Here is a 19,359-nt window from a genome sequence, read left to right as displayed (position 1 = left end):
AGGCCGCCGTCAACGCTTGGCGACCCCCTGGAGAATCACGTCGGCCAACCCGGTGTAGTTGCCATCGAAATGGTGACCGCCCGGCATCTTGACGACCTGAACGCGCTTGGGATCGAGTCCGGGGCAGTTACTGTCGTCCTCGTCGGCCCCATACACGCACATCGCCATTCCGTCTGGCAGCCGCTCCACTTCCGGACGAATCGGCAGGCCGTTCTGGCTCGACATCACCCAGTTGGTCATGCGGAATTCAAAATCCGCTTTCTGGCCAAGTCCCATGAGCACGAGCAAGCCCACGCGCTCGCGCGCCATGGGCGGCAGGCGATTGACCATGAACGGCAGCACGTCGGCCCCTTGGGAGTAACCGATAAGAATGACGCGCTTCTTGTTCCAGCGGGTCTGATAGAAACGCATGAGACGGTCGATGTCGAGCGCACCGGACGCCGGCGTGCGTGCCGACCAGAAGTAGCGCAGCGAATCGACACCGACCACGGGAATGCCGTGAGCAGCGAGCGCGCCGGCGACGTCGCGGTCGAGTCCGGCCCAGCCGCCGTCGCCCGAGAGCAGGATCGCGAAGGTATCGGCCATGTTCGCGGCAGGTTTGCCGGTGGCCGCTACCTCGATGACCGGCAAGTCGGCCACCGCCGCGGGTGGCCGGGCCGTTCCCGCCACATGATGCGCATTCAGACGCCGGAACGCGTTCTTGTACTGCGTCACCCAATCGGCCAGCACAGACGTGGACGGCGTCCCCGTGGCAGATGGCGTGCCGGAGGCATCGACAGCCCCCAGACTGCCCGCAAGCCCGCCGACGAGCCAGCTCGCGTTCGGCGTGCGCGCGGCGAATTCCTGCGCGACACGATCCGAGCAGCGCGGCGCGCGCGCGGCAGGGTTGCCTGCCGGGCCGCCCATCGTCACCCACGGTGCGCTCATGACGGGCGCGGGCAGCAAGCGCATCGGCGCACCGCCCGCCGTATGCGTGATGCCGCGCCCGAAATGCACGCCCTCGCCCTGACACAGCGCACGCGACATCGGCAACACGGGACAGAAGTCGACCGACAGCGCGCCTGAGAAGGTATCGCTGCCCGCCTGCGCGAGCATCGCGTAGGCGAACGTCCCGCCGACCCCGTCTCCAACGAGAATCGGTGGCGTATAACCGGGCAGTTTCACCGCAGCCTCGACCCATCGGCCGAAGTTGTCGAGATCGCCCGCCGCGTAGGCGCAGGCAATGTCGTCTTTCGTGTAGTTCGCCATCAGACGCGCGGTGTCGATGCCAGCCACCAGCGCTCCGGTGTCCGCCAGCGCCCGGGCCATGCGTTCGGCGCGCGGCGTCCAGCCGTCGTCGTCGGAGAAGAAGAGCACCGTCGCATTCGGCTCACCTTGCGGACGGAAGATCGGCACGTTCTCGAAACGGCCGTGGGTCATGATTTCCGGCGCAGCGTTGTTCACGGCACCTCGAAAGGCCGCCGCCCCTGCGGCGGCGGCAGCCGCCTGAGGCATCGCCGGTGCGGGCACGCCCGGCGCGGCCGTTGGCGGTAGTGCAACCGGTCCCGCCTTGGGAGCGGGCTTGAGCGCGTTGGCGCGCGAACCCGCAGCCCCCGTCGCTTCGGTCAAATCTGCCGGCGTCGACATCTGGGCCAATGCGGCGACGGGCGTCATCGTCACGACGCATGCGGCAACACTCAGCGCGATGCGGCGCACCCAGCGCGGCGTGTGCGTGTCGTGCGCACCCACACGCGATCTCGCATATCCCTCGTTCCTCTCGCCGCGCGTCACCATCGTGTGTCCGGTCATTTGGTAATCATCCCTTTCCAGCCGCCGCCCACGAGCGCCGCCACATCGGCCAGCGTGAGCATCGGCGCGATGCCGCCCGGCGTCATCAGATAACGCGCCTCCCATTGCGGATCGAATTTGTCCTTGAAGCTGCGCAACCCGCGGAAGTTGTAGAAGCGCGCCCCGTGCGCAAACATCATGCGGCCAAAGCGATGCCAGCGAGGCGCAAGTTGATGCGTCTCCATGCCCGACATCGGCGCCATGCCGAGGCCGAAGCGCTGATAGCCCTGTGCCTTGAAATGCAACATCAGTTTCGCGAACAGGAAATCCATCGTGCCCGGCGGGGCGTCGGGCACCTGTCGCATCAGGTCGATGCTCGCCTCGATGCGCAGCACGTCGGGACACATCAGCGTGGCGAACGCCACAAGGCGTTCCTCGCGGCGCACGAGCGCGACAGGCTGACGCGCGACGTATGCGTCGTCGAACGCACCCAGCGAGAAACCCTTCTCCCGCGTATGCTGCCGCGCGAGCCACGCATCCGACACCAAACGCATTTCCGCGAGATGCGGTGCGACAGCTTCCGGGGGCACGATTTCCAGCGTCAGACCTTCGCGCTCGCCGCGCGCCACGCCGTGTCGCAGGTTCGCGCGACGCGCGCCTTGCAGACCGAATTCCGGCAGCGAGACAAACGCTTCTTCGCCGAGCTTGTAGGCACGCAGCCCGGCATCGATGTACAGCGGCAATGCCTGCGGACGCGTCTTGTAGAACGCGGCGCGGCCTCCGTGGGCGTCGGCCAGTTCGATGAAACGCCAGATCAGTTCGGGCCACTCCTTCTGATCGCCCACCGGGTCGGAGAGCGACACCCACGAGCGGCGATGCTTCGCGTACATGATGAAAGCGTTGCCCGACGGCGAGAACAGGAAGCTCTTGTCGCCCATCAGCGCAAGACACGCGTCGGCGGCCGGTTGCTTGCGGATGATGGCCTTCGCCTGCACCAGTTCCGCCTCGCTCGCCGGCACCGTCGCGCCGGGGGACTGACGCAGCAGTTGCCACAGCGACAGCCCCAGTCCGATCACGGCCACGACCATCAGCGCGCGCATGGAGCGCGGCGCGTCGCCGTCGAACGTAAATTGCCACCAGAGCTGATTCGCGTAGCCCACGCGCCGGTACGACATGAACATCAGCCAGGTACATGCGCCCAGCACCGACAGCACGGCAATGATCCAGCCCGGCTCGAACGTCTGCGTGAAGAGCGACGAGCGCCGGTCGAACTGTTTGCGCGAGACGAGCAACAGCGTGGCGAGCACGGCCAGCACGAAGCACTCCGACAGCGCAATGCCCTTCGGAATCGCCAGCACCGCCGCGACAATGGTGAGCCCGAGCGAGCCCCACCATGCCGCATCGAGCCGGTGCAGCAGGCCGCGCGCGAGGAACAGCATCGACAACCCGGCCACGCTGCCGAGCAAGTGCGATACCTCCACGAGGAACAGCGGCACATGATTGCGCAGGAAGTCTTCCGCGTCGCGTGTTGCTGGCGTCACGCCCGAGATCAGCAGCATCACCCCGGCAACGAGCGTGAGCGCCGCCAGCAAACCGGGGAAAAGGCGCACGGCCGCCCGCCCGATCGGGGCAGCCGGACCTTGCCGTAGCTCGAACCCGGCGAGCAGACACGCGGCGAGCATCAGCGGCAGCAGGTAGTAGATCCCGCGATAGAGCACCAGCGCACCCGCCACCTGACTGATGGGCGCGTGGCCGTTCGTCGCGAGAAGAATCACGGCTTCGAACACGCCCACGCCGCCCGGCACGTGGCTGAGCACACCGAGCGCCATGGCAATCGCGTAGAAGACAACGAAGGTCGGCAGATCCACCACGCCTGCGGGCAGCAGGCACCACAACGCGGCGGCGGCCATCCCCAGATCGGCGGCGGAGATCAGCAACTGGCGTAACGCGAGACGGATGGGCGGCAGCGGGATCGGCCAGCGGCCGAAGAGAGACACCGTGCGCTTACGGGCGCACAACACGAGAAACGCGGCAGCACCGCCCAGCAACAGCACGGCGAACATCTGCAACATCCACGCGGGAATCGGCACCAGCGCCGAGACTCGCGACGCGCCCCACAACATGCCGAGCGAGCCGAACACCGTCATGCCGAGCCCGAAAGCGCCGGCGTTGAACGCCACGGCGTGCGCGACCTTCGAGGCGTCGACGCCCGCGGCAGCGTACATCCGCATACGCACGGTGCCGCCGGTGAGCACCCCGAGGCCGACAGAGTTACCCAACGCGTAGGCGATGAACGACGTGAGCACGACGGTCGAGCGCTTGACCGTTGCCCCGGCGAAGCGAAGGCCGGAAATGTCGTAACCGGTGAGAGCTGCGTAGCTCGCCAGAGTTGCCAGCATGGCAAGCGCCAGACGCGTCGCGGGCGTGTCGTGAATCGCGGCGACGATGTCGTCGTAATGCACGTGGCGCAGCATGTGATGCAGCGCATCGAAGACGAAGAGCCCGAGCAGGGCGACACCGGCAACGATCAGCCAGGGCCGCGCGGCGCTCCAGGGAACGCGCCGTAGCCAGCGGAAGGGGGCCGGCAGCGCGAGCCAAGCGGCCTCAACAGGAGCGGGCGGGTTGGCACCGTCCCCGCCAGCGGCGGGTGCCACAGCGCTGGGTCCGCCGGTGCCGATCGGCGGCGCCTCGGAGGAAGGTACATCGGCGGGCCGGCTCGGGCGCGCGCGGGAGGGTTCAGTCATGTATCGGTCGAGCCTTCGGCCAGCACGACGCCATCTACGGGACGCCGCCCCTGCGGCCTGTGGGCGAGTCGGAGCCTGTTCGACGGATAGCTTACACCGCGATGCGTGACAGGTCTTGTCGGTGGCGGCTGGCAAAACGGCCGTCATGCCCTGTGAGGCCCGCGTGGCGGTCGATCCCGGCAATTTCTCAAGAGGCGAGAAGCTTTCGGCAGCGCAATATCGGCGAGAACGTGCTCGCCGTGCCCGTCGCACGGGGCTCGGCCGGGGCGATTGCGCACGACTATGGGTGCGCAACCGTGATATCTGCAACTTAATGTAAAATGCCGGGTTTTTACTAGGTACTTGAGCGAAGTTTTTCCTAAACTTCGATCTCGAAGATCGCCGCAAATGCGGCACGTGCGCACACCGAACCATTTTGACTCCGAAGAGAGTCGCTTCACGGTTCGAAGCATCGTGCGCGGGGGGAGTTGAAATGAACGTCGAACGGCATCGCCGTCCGGCAGGGGCACGTCTGATCACGCCGTTGGCATTGCGATGCCATTCGCATGCCGTCGTGCGTGCTATGGGTCGATGCGGTGCGTCTGCACGCCGCGCGGCCCTGGGTTTCCTGCTGGGCACTGTCACGCTGATGATGGCGAGCCATGCGCTCGCACAAACCGCTTCGCCGGCAGGTGCCGCGAGCGCGGCCAATGTGGTCGTCGCGCTGCCGTCGTCCGGCACCGCCACACCGATCAAGCCGGCCGTCCCGATCGGGCAGTCGACTATCACGCAGGGCGTGGCGCAGCTCAAGGAGCGCTACAACCTGTCGCACGTCTGGTTGCGCACCGAATCGGATGCCGGGGATGTGCTCGAAGCCGCCACGTCCGGCGACGAGGTCCAGCAATTGTTGCCCGTGGCCAGCCTGTCGAAGTCGGTGACAGCCATCGGCATTGCCTTGCTGGTGCAGCAGGGTAAGCTCTCGCTCGATGCCAAGCTCGGCGACCTGCTCGACGCTTACTCGAAGCAACACGGCAAGCCGCTCGACCCGTCGCTGCGCGAGCTGACCGTGCGACGCCTGCTCGCGCATCGCGCGGGCCTGGCCACGAACGGCTTCAACGATCCTGTCAACGGCCTGTTCAGCGGGCTTGCGATCCGGCGCGTCGGCGGCAGTGCCGACTTCTTCAACTACCTCGACGCGGGCGAAGCCGGACATTCGAGCGGGAAGACGGATTTCGTCTATTCGAACGTGTCGTATCTGCTGCTCGGCATGGTGATCGAAGCCGTCTCCGGCCAGGACTACAAGGCATTCTGCGAGACGAGCATCTTCGCGCCGCTCGGCGTGACCGATGCCAAGCTGCCCGATAGCTGGCGTTTGCTGGCGCCGTTTGCGGGATGGCAGATGTCGACGGGCGCGCTGCTCAAGGTGTGGCAGGTATTCGACATTCGCCACCCGAGCCTGCTCACCGAGAAGACGTTGCGCACGCTGCTGCTCGACAAGCAGTCCGGTCCGGTCAATGCCGATCGCGACGTGTATTACACGCTCGGGGTCTTCCTGCTGGCGGGCGCAGGCGAGCGCAGCTATCGCATCAGCCACGACGGCATCGCCGACTTCTTCCGCACGCAGTCGACCTACTACACGGTGGTGGAGAAGACCGTGCCCGGCGATAGCTGGGCGCTCGTGGTATCGCCCATTCCGTCGCGCGGCCAGTTCGGCGCGCTTCAGCGCGACGTGCGCCGGATCATTCGTCAGGCGCGGCTGGTGCCTTGAGGCCGGGGGCGGCATCGACGCCGACGTCGCCGAAATCGCATACGAACTTACCGGCGATGAGCGCACGTTTCTGCGAGGCGCTCAGTTGTTTGACGCGGTACTCGGCGCGCGAGGCCGCCGAGCGATCGGCGAACGTCAGCGAGAGCAGTACGCGCGAAGGGGGATAGGCCCGCGTGAAGCGCGCGCCTTTGCCCGCGACGTGCGCCGCGTAACGCGCGCCCACATCGACGGTGATGCCGGTGTAGATGCGCCCGCCCGCGCACTCGAGCAGGTAGAGGAACCACGGCTTAGGCGTTGCGGCGGTCATGACTTCGTTCGTTCGTCGCGTGTGAATTCGCGCGGCGACACACCGAGCGCCCGGCGGAACATTGCAGAGAACGCCGCCGGATTGGCGTATCCCAGTCGCGTTGCAACGGTGGCCACCGGCATGCCACGCGAAATCCAGTCGACGGCACGCGCCAACCGCACCTGCTGGCGCCACGCACCAAAACTCGTCCCCAGCTCCGTGCCGAACAAGCGCGCGAGCGTGCGCTCGGAAGCACCCACCTCCTCGGCCCACTGCGAGAGCGAACGGTCATCTTCGGGGCGCTCCATGAGCGCTTCGCACAGCTGGCGCAAACGACGATCGTCCGGCATGCGCAGATCGAGAGACGCCGTGGGTGCCGCGCGAAGCTCCTCCAACAGCAAGTTCATGACAAGCGCATGGCGACGATCGTCTGCGGCGATACCGCCGGCCAGCGCCGCCGCCAGATCGCGCAACAAGGGCGACGCGCCCAGCACGAGGCACCTGTCGGGCGGGAGCGGCGAGACGTCTGGCCACAGGTACACGGCATAGAACTGCGCTTCGCCAAGTACGGTGACCTCGTGCGACATGCCTGCCGGCACCCACGCAGCGCGAAACACCGGCGCGATCAGGCTCGTCTCGCCAGCCCTGACACGCAGGCCGCCCCGCTGCAAGCAGATGACCTGGCCCCAGGCGTGGCTATGTGTCTCGATCAACGCGTCGGGCGGTGGCGTGCGCAGATGCGCGATGACGGGCACCTCGCGACTCGGCGCCGTACGCGGCACTGGGAAGAAATTGGGGCGCGTGACAAGCGCTGGCGCAGAGCGTGGCATGTTCGCGATGGTATTTGTCCTGATCGGAGTGATGCTCGAAGAGTCGCTAGCATACGATATGCCGGTCACGATGCAAGCCGTCCGGCTTTCCGTCCGGCCCCATAACGCCCCCTTCTGGCCCATCATCAAAACGACAAGCGCCATGACCGAATCCGCTTCGCCCGAGACACCGAACCTGCCGTCCGCGTCCGACACGCTGCGTCGCGAACAACTACGTGCCCGCTTGCGCGCGCTCGGCGGTTATGCCGCCTACGCGTTGCTCGCGCTCGCCCTTTGGGCAGCGAGCCACGGCAGCACCACGCTCGGTCTGTCGCCCACGGCGGCGCAAGCGGCCGTGCTCGTGCTGTTCACGATCGGCGCGTGGGCATTCGGCATGTTCCCGGAACCGATCACGACACTGACGTTCTTCCTGCTCGCCGTGCTGCTTCACGTCGCGAAGCCGGAAGTGATCTTTGCGGGCTTTCATTCGGCTGCGTGGTGGCTTGTCTTCGGCGGTGCCGTCACCGGCATCGCCGTACGCACGACCGGCCTCGGTTCGCGTCTCGCGGCGACGGTCTTCGCGCTGAAGCGTCCGACGTATCCGCGTTACGTCGCGTCCGTGATGGTCGCGTGCGTGGGTCTGGCCTTCGTCATGCCGTCCACGACCGGCCGCATTCTGCTGCTCATCCCGATCGTGCTTGCGCTCGCCGAGCGCATCGGCCTCACCGAGGGACGGCGCGGACGCACCGGCCTCGTGATGACCGTCGCCGCCGCGAGCTACATGCCGCCCACGACCATCCTGCCCGCGAACATTCCGAACAGTGTGCTCATGGGCGCCGCAGACTCGTTCTATGGCGTGAAGCTGCACTACGCGCCGTATCTGCTGCTGCACTTCCCGGTGCTCGGCGCGCTCAAGGCCGCGATTCTGGTGTGGGTGATCTGCCGCCTGTTCCCTGACGACGGTCCGCTCAACAACGTCTCGAGCACCACACCGCCACCGCTCTCGAGCGACGCGCGACGCCTGTCGGTCCTGCTCGCCCTGGCCCTCGCCGGGTTCGCCACCGACGCATGGCACGGCATCTCCCCCGCATGGATCTCCGTGGCGGCAGCCATTCTCTGTCTGCTGCCCGCGATTCACATCGTCACGCCGAAGACATTCACTGAACAGATGCACATCACACCGCTCGTCTACGTCGCGGGTTTTCTCGGCGTCGGCGCAGTGGTGGCAGATACGGGACTGGGAGAAAAAGTGGCGCGGCTTTGTCTGGATGCGGTCGGCATGGCGCCGGGCACCCCGGCGATCAATGCGGCGTGGCTGATCGCCATCGGCGCTGCCATCGGACTCGTGGCGACGTTGCCCGGCCTGCCCGCCGTGCTGACCCCGCTGGCAGGCCAGCTTTCCGCAGCCAGCGGCCTGCCGCTCTATACCGTCCTGATGCTGCAAGTGCCGGTGTTTTCCACCGTGCTGCTGCCATATCAAAGCCCGCCGATGATGATTGCGATGCATCTGGGCGGCGTCGGCATGCGCGATGGCACCCGGCTGACCGTCGTCATGACGATCATTACGCTCGTGCTCCTCTTCCCCCTCGACTATCTCTGGTGGCGTGTGCTCGGCATGCTCCCCTGAATGTCCCCAACGCAGGGCACGTTTGGGAGATCGTCAATGGCATCACCGGAGAGAATCGTAGCGCTGGCGCACGCCTTCAAAAATGTCGCAGACGCACAAGATCGCGACCATCACTCACGTGACGAGAGAGGCCAAGTACCTCGCGCCTATCTCCGGCTGTGCTCGCGGCAGAAGACCAGCCAGCGGTCGCCGTCTTCCTCTCGCCAGAACGCCCCTTCGCGTTCGAGAACCGCACCGAGCCGCAGACGGACAGCGCGAACTCGGGCATCGCTCACGCCGGGCAGGATCATGCCGCGAACGTAGCCTACGTGGGGCACCGTGCGCAGCAGCGTCCGAATCAGTTGGCAGAAACGCCGCACGGCGTGCTCTCCTGACTTCGACTCGGGACTCAGCCGGAAATCGGTGATCGTCAGGACGATGCCCGAGGCCACTTTATCGAGACGATGACAAAGGGACAGCTCGCCATTCTCGACGCGCTGTCCCACTGCGATGCGCGTGCGCTCGCAGACTTCGACGCGCGCCGTAAAACGGTGAGTCCTGAAAAATGCCGCAACGGCGCGCTCGCAGACTGTCATGGGCTTATCGGATGGTTTCGTACATCTTCGTGACCTGCTGCCCGATCATGCCGTACATCGAGCGCGACACGTCACGGATATCGGCGCTCGTCGCATCGATTCGCTGACGCAGCCGATCGTTGGTGCGACGTGTCTCGTCAGTGAGCGACATCTCGAACTCGCCAAGCACATCGTTATCGCGCCCGGCGAGCGAATCGTTGTTCGACACGACATCGAACGGCGACTTCACGAACTGGCTGAAACCCTTCGTCGTTTCACCGACCGCGGTGCCAACCGTTCTCAGCTTGCCGAGCTCACCGCCGAAGCCGGCGGCGCCGGAGCCGACACCCCCCACCAGAGAGAAGGTCCCTGAAACGATGCCGCCGACGGCCGAGTTCAGGCCTGCGTAATAGTGCGACTGATTGGCCTTGTACTTTTCAGAGCGCGCCGTCAGACCACGCTCGAAAACCATCGCATCATGACGCGTGCGGTACGACTGATCGGTGTTGCGTTCGGCAATTCGCATGGCGAGAAACAGCGCGATGAGCGCCTGGGCGGACTGTAGTCCATCGACCTTCTCGCGGATACGCGGCAGCACTTGCGAATCTTCGCTCCCGGACCCGGCGCGTTGCCGGGCGTCGAAGGCCATGCTGTCCATCTGGCGATGCACGGGAAACGTCGGGCTCAATGCAGTAGTCATGTCATCACTCCGTATAGGGAAGACGCGGTGGATACCGCGTCTGGAAAGTCGGCCGCACTCACGCTCTGGCGATTGAGGCGGCCATTCGAATGCGCATCTCACCGGTCTTCTGGACCTGCTCGCCGGCCGAAACGGCGATATCGTTCTGCTGACCCACTAACGTCTCCATCGACTTCGCCGCACGCTTCTTGTCGTCGCCGTTCATCTGCATGAGCATCTGCAACCACATCATGTCGACAGCGAGATCGCGGGCTTCCAGTTGCAGTTTCGAGCGCTGCACGCCGACGATTCCTTGCCCAAGGGCGTTGGCGCCGGAGAACACGCCGCGCACCGCCGTCGAGAGCGACCACGAACCGCGCGCCAGCGCAAAGTAACCTTGCACGTTCATGCCCGAGGTGAACGATTGCGTCAGTCCCTTGGCGCTCACGGCCTTGCCGCGCGCGACCTGCTTCGCCGCGTTCTTCACGACTTTGTCGAAAGCGCGCGAGGCCATCTGCTCGACCATCTGCTGCGTGAACTGCTCGGCCATGCGATTGAAGCCGGCCTTCGCCAGCCTGCGCGCGCCTTGGGTTCCGTTCTGCAGCAGCGACTGGCCCACGCGCTTGCCGACCTCGTTGCCGACAACGAATCCGATCTCCGAGACCACGCGCGTCTTGATCGCACCAATGGCAGCTTTATCGCCCGACTTGACCGCTTGCTCCAGCGCTTCACCCGCGCCCGCCTTGAACACGCGGCTCGCGGCTTTGGTCGTCGCGCGCTTGGCAAGAAAGCCCCGAACCGAGGTGCCGAAGCCGATCACCATGCCAAGCATCTGGAACGCCAACTGCGCATGCCCCCACTTGGCGGCTTCCTTCTCGTGATAAGCCGCGTTCTTCGGGTCGACAAGCGCCATCGTTTTGTGGAACGCCACGCCGAGCCCGGCTATCCCGGCACCGACATCGGCCACGCCACCGGCGATCATCAGCGGGTTCATCGTCAGAACCCCCGTCACCACCTTGACCGCGCCAACCACGACGTCGACCGCCGCGATGAGCCAATCGAACACGACACCGAAGATGCCGCCCTTACGCGCCTTGTTCGCATCTTCAGTCTTCGCGTCCATCTGCTCGCGATACTTCTTGATGTCTTCCTGACGCAGCTTCTCCTGCCGCACGCCCAGCAACTCCAGCGCACGCTGTGTGGATTTGGCCGTGTCGCCCAATGCGTCCATCGCGAGCATCGACGCCATCATCGCGAGCGTAGACGGGTCGACGTTTTCGAGTGCAGAGAGGTCTGTGGCGCCTTGCGGGTTGGACGAACGCAGCGCATCTGCGGCCAGCCCGCTGCCCGCCGAGAAAAGATGATTCAGCAAGCGCGAGAACGCGCCATCGGCGTCGCGCCAATCGACGCCGGTCGGTGTATCCGGCGCGAAGTCCTCGGTACGGAGCCAGTCGGTCCGCTGCCGACGCTTGCGAGCAGCATCGTCAGATTCGATCGATTCGTCTGCGGAGATGGCGGCGGGCGCGTCGGCAATGCTGCCGGTCCAGGCCGGCATGTAGGCGGCCCGTGGGGAATGAATGACTGTCATGTTGTTTGAGGTTCCGAAGAGGCGTTCAGCGCGTCGCGTCGGGCGCGCGCCGAACGCGCCAGCGCGTCGTGCTCGGGCAGTTGGCCACACACGCGCAACGTGGCGTCGTACGACTTGCGTGCGAATTCCCGGTTGCCCGTATGCTCGTAGCTCATTGCGGCGAGATACGGCGGGCGCGGGTCCGAAACGCGGATCACACCCGCCTTCGCAAAGCATGGCAACGCCTGCTCATGTTGCCCAAGTCGTTGGTAGCAGAGCCCCAGTCCATACCAGTCGTCGAACGACCATTGATCGAGCGTGGCGAGCACGAAGTACACGCATTGCGCCGCAGCGATCTGACCTTGCGCGAAGCGCTGACCCGCATGCGCACGCACGCGCGCCAGATCGTCCTCGTCGAGGTCGGCCAGCATGCGCAGTGCGCCGCCGCTTTCGAAGAATCGCGAAAAGATGCCTTGCGCTTCGTCCGCGTCGATTTCCGGCGGCATGGCTTCCTGGGGCGTTGGCGTGCTCACGTGCGCATCGACCCGTTGATCTGGTTGAGCTGCGAGCCTTGCGAGCTGTAGATGGTGTTCACCAGCGTCGAGGCGCCGTTGTATTCCTGAAGTTTCTTGTTGATCTTGATCTGGTCGACGGTACGACTATCGGACGCCTGCTCGGTGAACCCCTCGGCGGCGGCCTTCAGCGTGCGCAGATCGGCGGCCGTATATTGCGCGTTGCTACCCGTCGGCGTCGTGTAGCCATTCTCGCCGACTCGCTTGTCGCGGCCCTCCCATTGCATCATCGTCTTCTTCGTGCCGTCGCCGTACACGGTAATCTCGATGCTGTGCTTGTCGAAGAAGCCGCGAATGCCGTCGCCGACCAACTTCTTCGTCGATGTGTTCGAGCCGATCTCATTGATCAGCGATTCGATCAGATTCGACACTTCGCGCGCCTCCTGCCCCTCCTTCTGGCGTCGCTGCATTTCCTGAATCATGTTTTGTGCTTCGCCGTTGTTCATCTCCATCATCAGCATCGCGTACTGCGCCAGCGTGCCGTGAAAGTCGAGCGACTTCGTAATGCCACCGACGTTGACGTCACGCGTGAGGCCGGTTTGCAGGGGAACAAGGCGAGGAGGAACGTACCGCTGGATAGTCGTCATGGGGCTTTCATCCTGAAGTGAGGGGAATCGAGGCTGGGCAAACGAACGGCATACGACATTCGATGGCGCGCGTGCGCCACCGCTCAGATGCTGTTCACGATCTTCTTCGTGACTTCGCCAAGCCGGGCGATCACGGCGTTGTAAAGCGTGAGCGTGTTGTCGTAGCTGGTCACGAAGCGTTTGAGCTGGATTTGCTCACGGGTGCTCGACGCGCCATCGGTCAGCGCCAGTGACTGAAGCTGCGACTCGAGGTTTTGCAGACCTGCGGCATCCATCGGCTCACTGGCGGCCTGCGGCGGCACCAATGCGTGCTCAACGGCGAAGTCACGCAATGCTTGCGGCAGCACTTCCTGCTTGGCTCCAGTCGACGCACGCTGCGCCATCTCATTGACCAACGTTGCAAAACCGCTGGCTTCCCGCGCGACGTTCACGCGTGTCTGTGCCGACACAAGCCAAGCGTCAGCCATCGACTGCAACGTGCTCAATCGCGACTGGGCAACGCCCATCGTCGAGAGCAGCGGATTCTGGGTAGCGGCAGGAGCCGCGCTGATTGCAGACACGCCGTAGGGCGGCGTGGGCGGCGGCGCGCCATACACTCGATCGATCATGCGCAACCTCGTCTCAGGCGCACGGCTAGCACACGTTTCGCGGCCGGGGTGGGGGTATCGTCGAGCGGCACAGGTGCGTCGGCGCGCATCCGCTCGATGGTGTGCGCAAGTGCTGCGGTCATGCGCCGGATCTCGCGCTCGTCGCGTTGAAACGCTTCACTCTCGACGAGCGCTTCGAGGCGTTTGAGCTTTTCACGGGCATCGGATGTGCCCGACGCTTCGAGACGTGCGACTTCGTCGAGTACCGCCTGGTACTCCTGCATCTGGCGATGCAACTTACGCCCCGCCAACTGCATTTCGGCACACGCGCGTTCGTACTGAACGAGAAGCGCATCTGCCACGCAGGGTTCCGGATCGGTAGATGCGGCGGACGTGAGAGTCGCGTGTTGCAACGGGTCAGACATGAGAGCGCCTCCGTATGTTGCGGTCAGTCAATCAAGACATAACGCATCGTACGAAGACGCTCGGCGCTCGCCTTTGCAAAGGCAGCATTCCCTTCCGGTATCACGCCGCGCTTCAGCGAATTCCCATCCGCGCGCCGTGTTCACTCATGGCAGATCGCTCAGGCCGCGCCGAAGCCACCTCCGCCCGGCGTTTCCACGACGAAGATGTCGCCCGGCTGCATCTGCGTGCGTCCGATGTGCGCCAGCGCCTCACGTGAGCCGTCGACCCGTTCGACATAGTTGGCCCCCAGCGCACCGACGCCCCCCCCTTGCGCACCGAACGGTGCGTGGACGCGGTTGTTCGAAAGAATCGACGCCGTCATCGGAGTGAGGAAGCGAATGCGCCGCACAGCACCGTTACCGCCATGCCAACGCCCCGCACCGCCCGATCCGGCGCGAATCCGGTGACTCTCCAGCCGCACCGGATAGCGCCACTCCAGCACCTCCGGATCGGTCAGACGCGAGTTCGTCATGTGCGTCTGCACGGCGTCTGCCCCGTGGAACCCTTCGCCCGCGCCACTGCCGCCCGCGATGGTCTCGTAGTACTGATACGTCTCGTTGCCGAACGTGAAGTTGTTCATCGTGCCCTGACTCGACGCCACGCGCCCCAGCGCACCGTAAAGTGCGTTGGTAATGGCAGACGACGTCTCCACGTTGCCCGACACCACCGCTGCCGGGTACACAGGGTTGAGCATCGAGCCCTGCGGCACGATTACCGTCAGCGGTTTCAGGCAGCCCGCATTGAGCGGGATGTCGTCATCGACCAGCGTGCGGAAGACGTACAGCACGGCGGCCATGCACACCGCGCGCGGCGCATTGAAGTTGTTGGGTAACTGGGCCGACGTTCCCGTGAAGTCGATGGTTGCCGCGTGTGTCGCGTGATCGACGCGAATCGCGACCTCGATCACCGCACCGTTATCCAGTGCGTAGCGATAGTGACCGTCGGCCAGCGCACCGATCACGCGTCGCACGGCAGCTTCGGCGTTGTCCTGCACGTGCCCCATGTAAGCAAGCACGACATCGCGTCCGAACTCGTTCACCATGCGGCGCAGCTCATCTACGCCCTTCTGGTTCGCGGCCACTTGCGCGCGCAGATCGGCCATGTTCTGGTCGATGTTGCGCGCCGGATAGCGTGCTCCGGTCAGCAGTGCGCGTGTTTCGCGATCGCGCAGTTCGCCCGCGGCAACCAGTTGCCAGTTGTCGATGAGCACGCCTTCTTCCTCGACATGCGTCGAGTCGGGTGGCATCGATCCCGGCGTGATGCCACCGATATCCGCGTGGTGGCCGCGCGAGCCGACATAGAAGAGTGGTTCGGCCGCATCGTCCGCGCAGCTGCCCTCGCCCGTCACGAAGACCGGTGTGATCACCGTGACGTCCGGCAGGTGTGTACCGCCGTGATATGGGTCGTTGAGCATGAAGACGTCGCCCTCGCGCATCGCCCCGCGATTGCGTTCGATCACGGTCTTGATGCTCTCGCCCATCGATCCCAGATGCACGGGCATGTGCGGCGCGTTGGCGATGAGGTTGCCCTCCCGGTCGAACAGCGCGCACGAGAAGTCCAGACGCTCCTTGATATTCACCGAATACGCCGTGTTCTGCAGACGCAGCCCCATCTGCTCGGCGATCGACATGAAGAGGTTGTTGAAGATCTCGAGGCGCACCGGATCGGCCTGCGTTGCGCGTTCCCCGGCGTCACGTTGCGTCTCGCGCGGCACCACGCGGGAGAGCACGAGATTGCCCTGCGTGGTCATCTCAGCCTGCCATCCCGGCTCGACCACCGTCGTGCCGCTCTTTTCTGCGACGATGGCGGGCCCGTCGATGGTGTCGCCTGCGAGCAGCGTGTCGCGGGCAAACAGCGCCGCCTCGTGCCACGCCCCGCTCGCATACAGCTTCACGTGATCGACGACCTTCGGCGCACCCGACATGCGCGTCTCGAGCGGGGCGATGTCGACCGGGGCGTCGGAGTGGCCGATGGCTTCGACCGAGGCCACTTCGACAATCAACGCCGCACCGTCCATCAGGAACGAGTACCGCTGACGATAAGCCGCTTCGAAAGCGGCACGCATTTGCGCAACGTCGCCGAACGGCACGGCCAGCGCCGAATCGGTTCCGGCGTAACGCACATGAACGCGACGCACTGTCTCGATGCGCGATGGCGGCACGCCTTGCGACAGCAGCGCGTTGACCGCCTCGCCCGCCAGCGCGGCGAGCGCATCGTCGAGCGCACGCAATCCCTCGTCGGACAGTGGCGCTTCGATCATGCGCTCGCGCATCGCCGTCTGATCCGCGAGCCCCATGCCATACGCCGAGAGCACCCCGGCCAACGGATGCGCGAAGACCTTCGTCATGCCGAGTGCATCGGCCACGCCACAGGCGTGTTGCCCCCCTGCGCCGCCGAACGTCGTCAGCACGTAGCGGCTCACATCGTGACCACGCTGCACAGAGATCTTCTTGATGGCGTTTGCCATGCTGCCGATGGCAATTTCCAGGAAGCCTTCGGCAAGGGCTTCGGGCGTCTGTCGCCGGCCCGTCGCCTGCTCGATCTCGGCGGCCAGCGCCGTAAACTTCGCGACGACGACGTCGCGATCCAGCGGCTCGTCGGCGTTCGGTCCGAACACCTTCGGGAAGTGCGCGGGCTGAATTTTGCCGAGCATGACGTTGCAGTCCGTGACGGTAAGCGGGCCACCGCGCCGGTACGCCGCTGGCCCGGGATTCGCACCGGCCGAGTCCGGCCCCACGCGCAAACGCGTGCCGTCAAACGACAACACCGAGCCGCCGCCGGCTGCCACGGTGTGAATACTCATCATCGGTGCACGCATGCGAACGCCGGCGACTTGCGTCTCGAAAACGCGCTCGAATTCGCCGTTGTAATGCGACACATCGGTCGACGTGCCGCCCATATCGAAGCCGATCACCCGGTCGAAGCCGGCCGCGCTCGACGCCCTCACCATGCCGACGATGCCGCCTGCCGGGCCGGACAGGATGGCGTCCTTACCCTGGAAGTTGTCGGCACGCGTGAGCCCCCCGCTGCTCTGCATGAATTGCAGATTGACGCCCGGCATCTCCTTCGCGACCTGCTCGACGTAGCGACGCAGAATCGGCGACAGATAGGCGTCGACGACGGTGGTATCCCCGCGCGAGACGAGCTTCATCAGCGGCGAGACACGGTGTGAGACGGATATCTGCGTGAAGCCCAGCACACGCGCCATCGTCGCCAGCGCCCTTTCGTGTGCCTGATAGCGATAGCCGTGCATCAACACGATGGCAAGCGCGCGGATGCCCTTTGCGTAGACCGCTTCGAGTGCGCTACGCGCCGCGTCGAGATCCAGTTCACGCACCACTTCACCGTGCGCACCGACCCGCTCGTCGACTTCCACGACTTGCGCATACAGCGCTTCCGGCAACGCGATGTCGAGATCGAACAGGCGCGGCCGGTTCTGATACGCGATGCGCAGCGCATCGCGAAAGCCTTGCGTCGTCACCAGCGCGAGCGGTTCGCCTTTGCGCTCGAGCAACGCGTTGGTCGCCACGGTCGTTCCCATCTTCACCATGTCGACTTGTTCGGGCGTAATCGGCTCGCCCGGTGCCAGGCCCAGCAAGTGACGAATGCCTGCGACGGCGGCGTCGCGATACTGCTCCGGGTTTTCGGAGAGCAGCTTGTGCGTGATGAGCGTGCCGTCCGGGCGGCGCGCCACGATATCGGTGAAGGTACCGCCTCGGTCGATCCAGAACTGCCAGCGCGAAGGTGTCTGATGTGCGGGCGCGCGGTTTTGGGCGGGGGGCGTGAGAGCGTTCGTCATGGTGTCACTCGCAAAGCAATGGTCAAACGAGAATCGAAGGGCAGACGGTGCGGTGCCCCGTCGATGGTTCATGTTGGCGCGGGGCGCACGTCTCCCGGCGCGGGCCTGCCTGACATCGTCCGGCAGGGCCACGCACACGTCACTCTGGTTAGTGTGGGAGCGTTAAGAAAAGGTCATCGAACGCGGCAGCGACGGCTGCCGCGATAGTTCACCGGCACACACGGCGCGGTGTTACGCCGTGTGCGACTCGAGCGACTCGAGTTCGCGGCCGCGCGTCTCGGGCAACGTGAGCGCCGCGATGATCAGCACGCCGTAAGCGACCGCGGCAAAGATGCCGATCGTCGTACCCAGACCGTATTGCTTCGAGAGCATGCCGATCAGGAACGGGAACAGCGCACCGACGGCACGGCCAACGTTGTAGCAAAAGCCCTGTCCGGACCCGCGCACTCGCGTCGGGAACAGTTCGGTCAGGAACGCGCCCATGCCGCTGAAAATGCCCGAAGCGAAGAAGCCGAGCGGGAAACCGAGCCAGAACATCGCACTGTCGGTCAGCGGCAGCGACGTGTACGAGAACGCGATCACCATCGAGCCCACCGCGAACAGAATGAAGTTCGGCTTGCGGCCCAGGCGGTCGGTCAGATACGAACTGGCCAGATAGCCGACCCACGAACCGAAAATGATCATGGCCAGATAGCCGCCGGTGCCCATCACCGTGAGATGACGCTCTGTCTTCAGGAACGTGGGCAGCCACGTCGTGATGGCGTAGTAGCCCCCTTGCGCCCCCGTGGTCAGCAGCGCGGCGCGAATCGTCGTGGAGAGCAGTGCCGGGCTGAAAATGGCCGCCAGTCCCGGCGCGTCGTCCGGCGACTGTTTGGCCTTCTCCTTCTGGTACACCTCGGGCTCTTGCACATAGCGGCGGATGAAGAGCACCAGCAGCGCGGGCAGCAGGCCGACCAGGAACAATACGCGCCAGGCCATCTCGGCGGGCAGCAGCGAGAACAGCGCCGAATAGAGAATTGCCGTCAAACCCCAGCCGATGGCCCAGCCCGATTGCACGAGACCCACGGCTTTGCCGCGATCACGTGCACGGATGACTTCACCGATGAGCACGGCGCCGGCCGTCCATTCACCGCCGAAGCCAAAGCCCATGAGCGCGCGCGCGACGAGCAGTTGGTGATAGTTCTGCGCAAGGCCGCAAAGCCCGGTGAAGACGGCGAACCACAATACCGTGAGTTGCAGTGTGCGAACGCGGCCGATGCGATCCGACAGAATGCCGGCGACCCAGCCGCCGAGCGCCGAGGCGAGCAGCGTCACCGTGCCGATGAAGCCGGCGTCCGCGAGGCTGATGCCCCATGTGGCGATAAGCGTCGGAATGACGAAGCTCAGCATCTGGGTGTCCATGCCGTCGAGCATGTAGCCGACCTTACAGCTCCAGAACGCGCGCTTTTCGCGCGGCGTAGCGTCGCCGTACCAGCCGAACAGGCTGCCGCCTGCCTCAGGAGAGGCGGACGGGGCCGGCGCAACGGGGGGCGCGAGTGGGGTTTTGCTTTCCATGAGAGATAAGGCTCC

The 19,359-nt window shown here is 65.1% G+C and carries 15 protein-coding genes; 2 read left to right on the top strand and 13 right to left on the bottom strand.

Annotated elements, in window-relative coordinates:
• Positions 1 to 9: 9 nt before the first annotated feature.
• Positions 10 to 1,788, bottom strand: a complete 1,779-nt coding sequence (locus tag PBR20603_RS15060; RefSeq protein WP_246174705.1) for a virulence factor family protein — start codon at positions 1,786 to 1,788, stop codon at positions 10 to 12.
• Positions 1,785 to 4,511, bottom strand: a complete 2,727-nt coding sequence (gene mprF, locus PBR20603_RS15055; protein WP_150560316.1) for a bifunctional lysylphosphatidylglycerol flippase/synthetase MprF — start codon at positions 4,509 to 4,511, stop codon at positions 1,785 to 1,787. Before mprF ends, PBR20603_RS15060 begins: the two co-directional genes overlap by 4 nt.
• 472 nt (positions 4,512 to 4,983) lie before the next feature.
• On the opposite strand from mprF, the gene PBR20603_RS15050 reads away from it, so the two are divergent.
• Positions 4,984 to 6,258, top strand: a complete 1,275-nt coding sequence (locus PBR20603_RS15050; RefSeq protein WP_150560315.1) for a serine hydrolase domain-containing protein — start codon at positions 4,984 to 4,986, stop codon at positions 6,256 to 6,258.
• Here PBR20603_RS15050 and PBR20603_RS15045 read toward each other — a convergent pair.
• Complete coding sequence (locus tag PBR20603_RS15045; RefSeq protein ID WP_150560314.1) at positions 6,230 to 6,565, bottom strand: GIY-YIG nuclease family protein; 336 nt, start codon at positions 6,563 to 6,565, stop codon at positions 6,230 to 6,232. The two genes, PBR20603_RS15050 and PBR20603_RS15045, sit on opposite strands and share 29 nt — an antisense overlap.
• Positions 6,562 to 7,299: a helix-turn-helix transcriptional regulator gene (locus PBR20603_RS15040; protein ID WP_246174704.1), complete on the bottom strand. Its 738-nt coding sequence runs from the start codon at positions 7,297 to 7,299 to the stop codon at positions 6,562 to 6,564. Before PBR20603_RS15040 ends, PBR20603_RS15045 begins: the two co-directional genes overlap by 4 nt.
• 217 nt (positions 7,300 to 7,516) lie before the next feature.
• Here PBR20603_RS15040 and PBR20603_RS15035 point away from each other — a divergent pair, with 217 nt between their 5' ends.
• On the top strand, positions 7,517 to 8,980 hold the full coding sequence (locus PBR20603_RS15035) for an SLC13 family permease (RefSeq protein WP_150560312.1): 1,464 nt from the start codon (positions 7,517 to 7,519) through the stop codon (positions 8,978 to 8,980).
• A gap of 146 nt (positions 8,981 to 9,126) precedes the next feature.
• Here PBR20603_RS15035 and PBR20603_RS15030 read toward each other — a convergent pair whose 3' ends face one another.
• The 9 genes from PBR20603_RS15030 to PBR20603_RS14990 all read right to left on the bottom strand — a co-directional run bounded on the left by PBR20603_RS15030 (position 9,127) and on the right by PBR20603_RS14990 (position 19,344).
• Positions 9,127 to 9,555, bottom strand: a complete 429-nt coding sequence (locus PBR20603_RS15030; RefSeq protein WP_150560311.1) for a hypothetical protein — start codon at positions 9,553 to 9,555, stop codon at positions 9,127 to 9,129.
• A gap of 4 nt (positions 9,556 to 9,559) precedes the next feature.
• Positions 9,560 to 10,234 (bottom strand): hypothetical protein, encoded by a 675-nt coding sequence (locus tag PBR20603_RS15025; RefSeq protein WP_150560310.1) that lies wholly within the window; start codon positions 10,232 to 10,234, stop codon positions 9,560 to 9,562.
• A 58-nt stretch (positions 10,235 to 10,292) separates the two neighbouring features.
• Complete coding sequence (sctE, locus tag PBR20603_RS15020; protein ID WP_150560309.1) at positions 10,293 to 11,801, bottom strand: type III secretion system translocon subunit SseC family protein; 1,509 nt, start codon at positions 11,799 to 11,801, stop codon at positions 10,293 to 10,295.
• Positions 11,798 to 12,313, bottom strand: a complete 516-nt coding sequence (locus PBR20603_RS15015) for a tetratricopeptide repeat protein (RefSeq protein WP_246174702.1) — start codon at positions 12,311 to 12,313, stop codon at positions 11,798 to 11,800. Before PBR20603_RS15015 ends, sctE begins: the two co-directional genes overlap by 4 nt.
• Positions 12,310 to 12,939 (bottom strand): hypothetical protein, encoded by a 630-nt coding sequence (locus tag PBR20603_RS15010; protein ID WP_150560308.1) that lies wholly within the window; start codon positions 12,937 to 12,939, stop codon positions 12,310 to 12,312. Before PBR20603_RS15010 ends, PBR20603_RS15015 begins: the two co-directional genes overlap by 4 nt.
• A gap of 83 nt (positions 12,940 to 13,022) precedes the next feature.
• Complete coding sequence (locus PBR20603_RS15005) at positions 13,023 to 13,547, bottom strand: hypothetical protein (RefSeq protein WP_150560307.1); 525 nt, start codon at positions 13,545 to 13,547, stop codon at positions 13,023 to 13,025.
• On the bottom strand, positions 13,544 to 13,951 hold the full coding sequence (locus tag PBR20603_RS15000) for a hypothetical protein (protein ID WP_150560306.1): 408 nt from the start codon (positions 13,949 to 13,951) through the stop codon (positions 13,544 to 13,546). Before PBR20603_RS15000 ends, PBR20603_RS15005 begins: the two co-directional genes overlap by 4 nt.
• A gap of 158 nt (positions 13,952 to 14,109) precedes the next feature.
• Entirely contained in the window at positions 14,110 to 17,790 is a 3,681-nt protein-coding gene (locus tag PBR20603_RS14995; protein ID WP_150560305.1) for a hydantoinase B/oxoprolinase family protein, read from the bottom strand.
• Between the two features lie 231 nt (positions 17,791 to 18,021).
• Complete coding sequence (locus PBR20603_RS14990; protein ID WP_150560304.1) at positions 18,022 to 19,344, bottom strand: MFS transporter; 1,323 nt, start codon at positions 19,342 to 19,344, stop codon at positions 18,022 to 18,024.
• Between the last annotated feature and the right edge of the window lie 15 nt (positions 19,345 to 19,359).

Origin of the sequence: Pandoraea bronchicola (assembly GCF_902459805.1) — a bacterium.
In the GTDB taxonomy this organism is placed as follows: domain Bacteria; phylum Pseudomonadota; class Gammaproteobacteria; order Burkholderiales; family Burkholderiaceae; genus Pandoraea; species Pandoraea bronchicola.
This window is presented reverse-complemented; position numbering and strand designations above follow the sequence as displayed.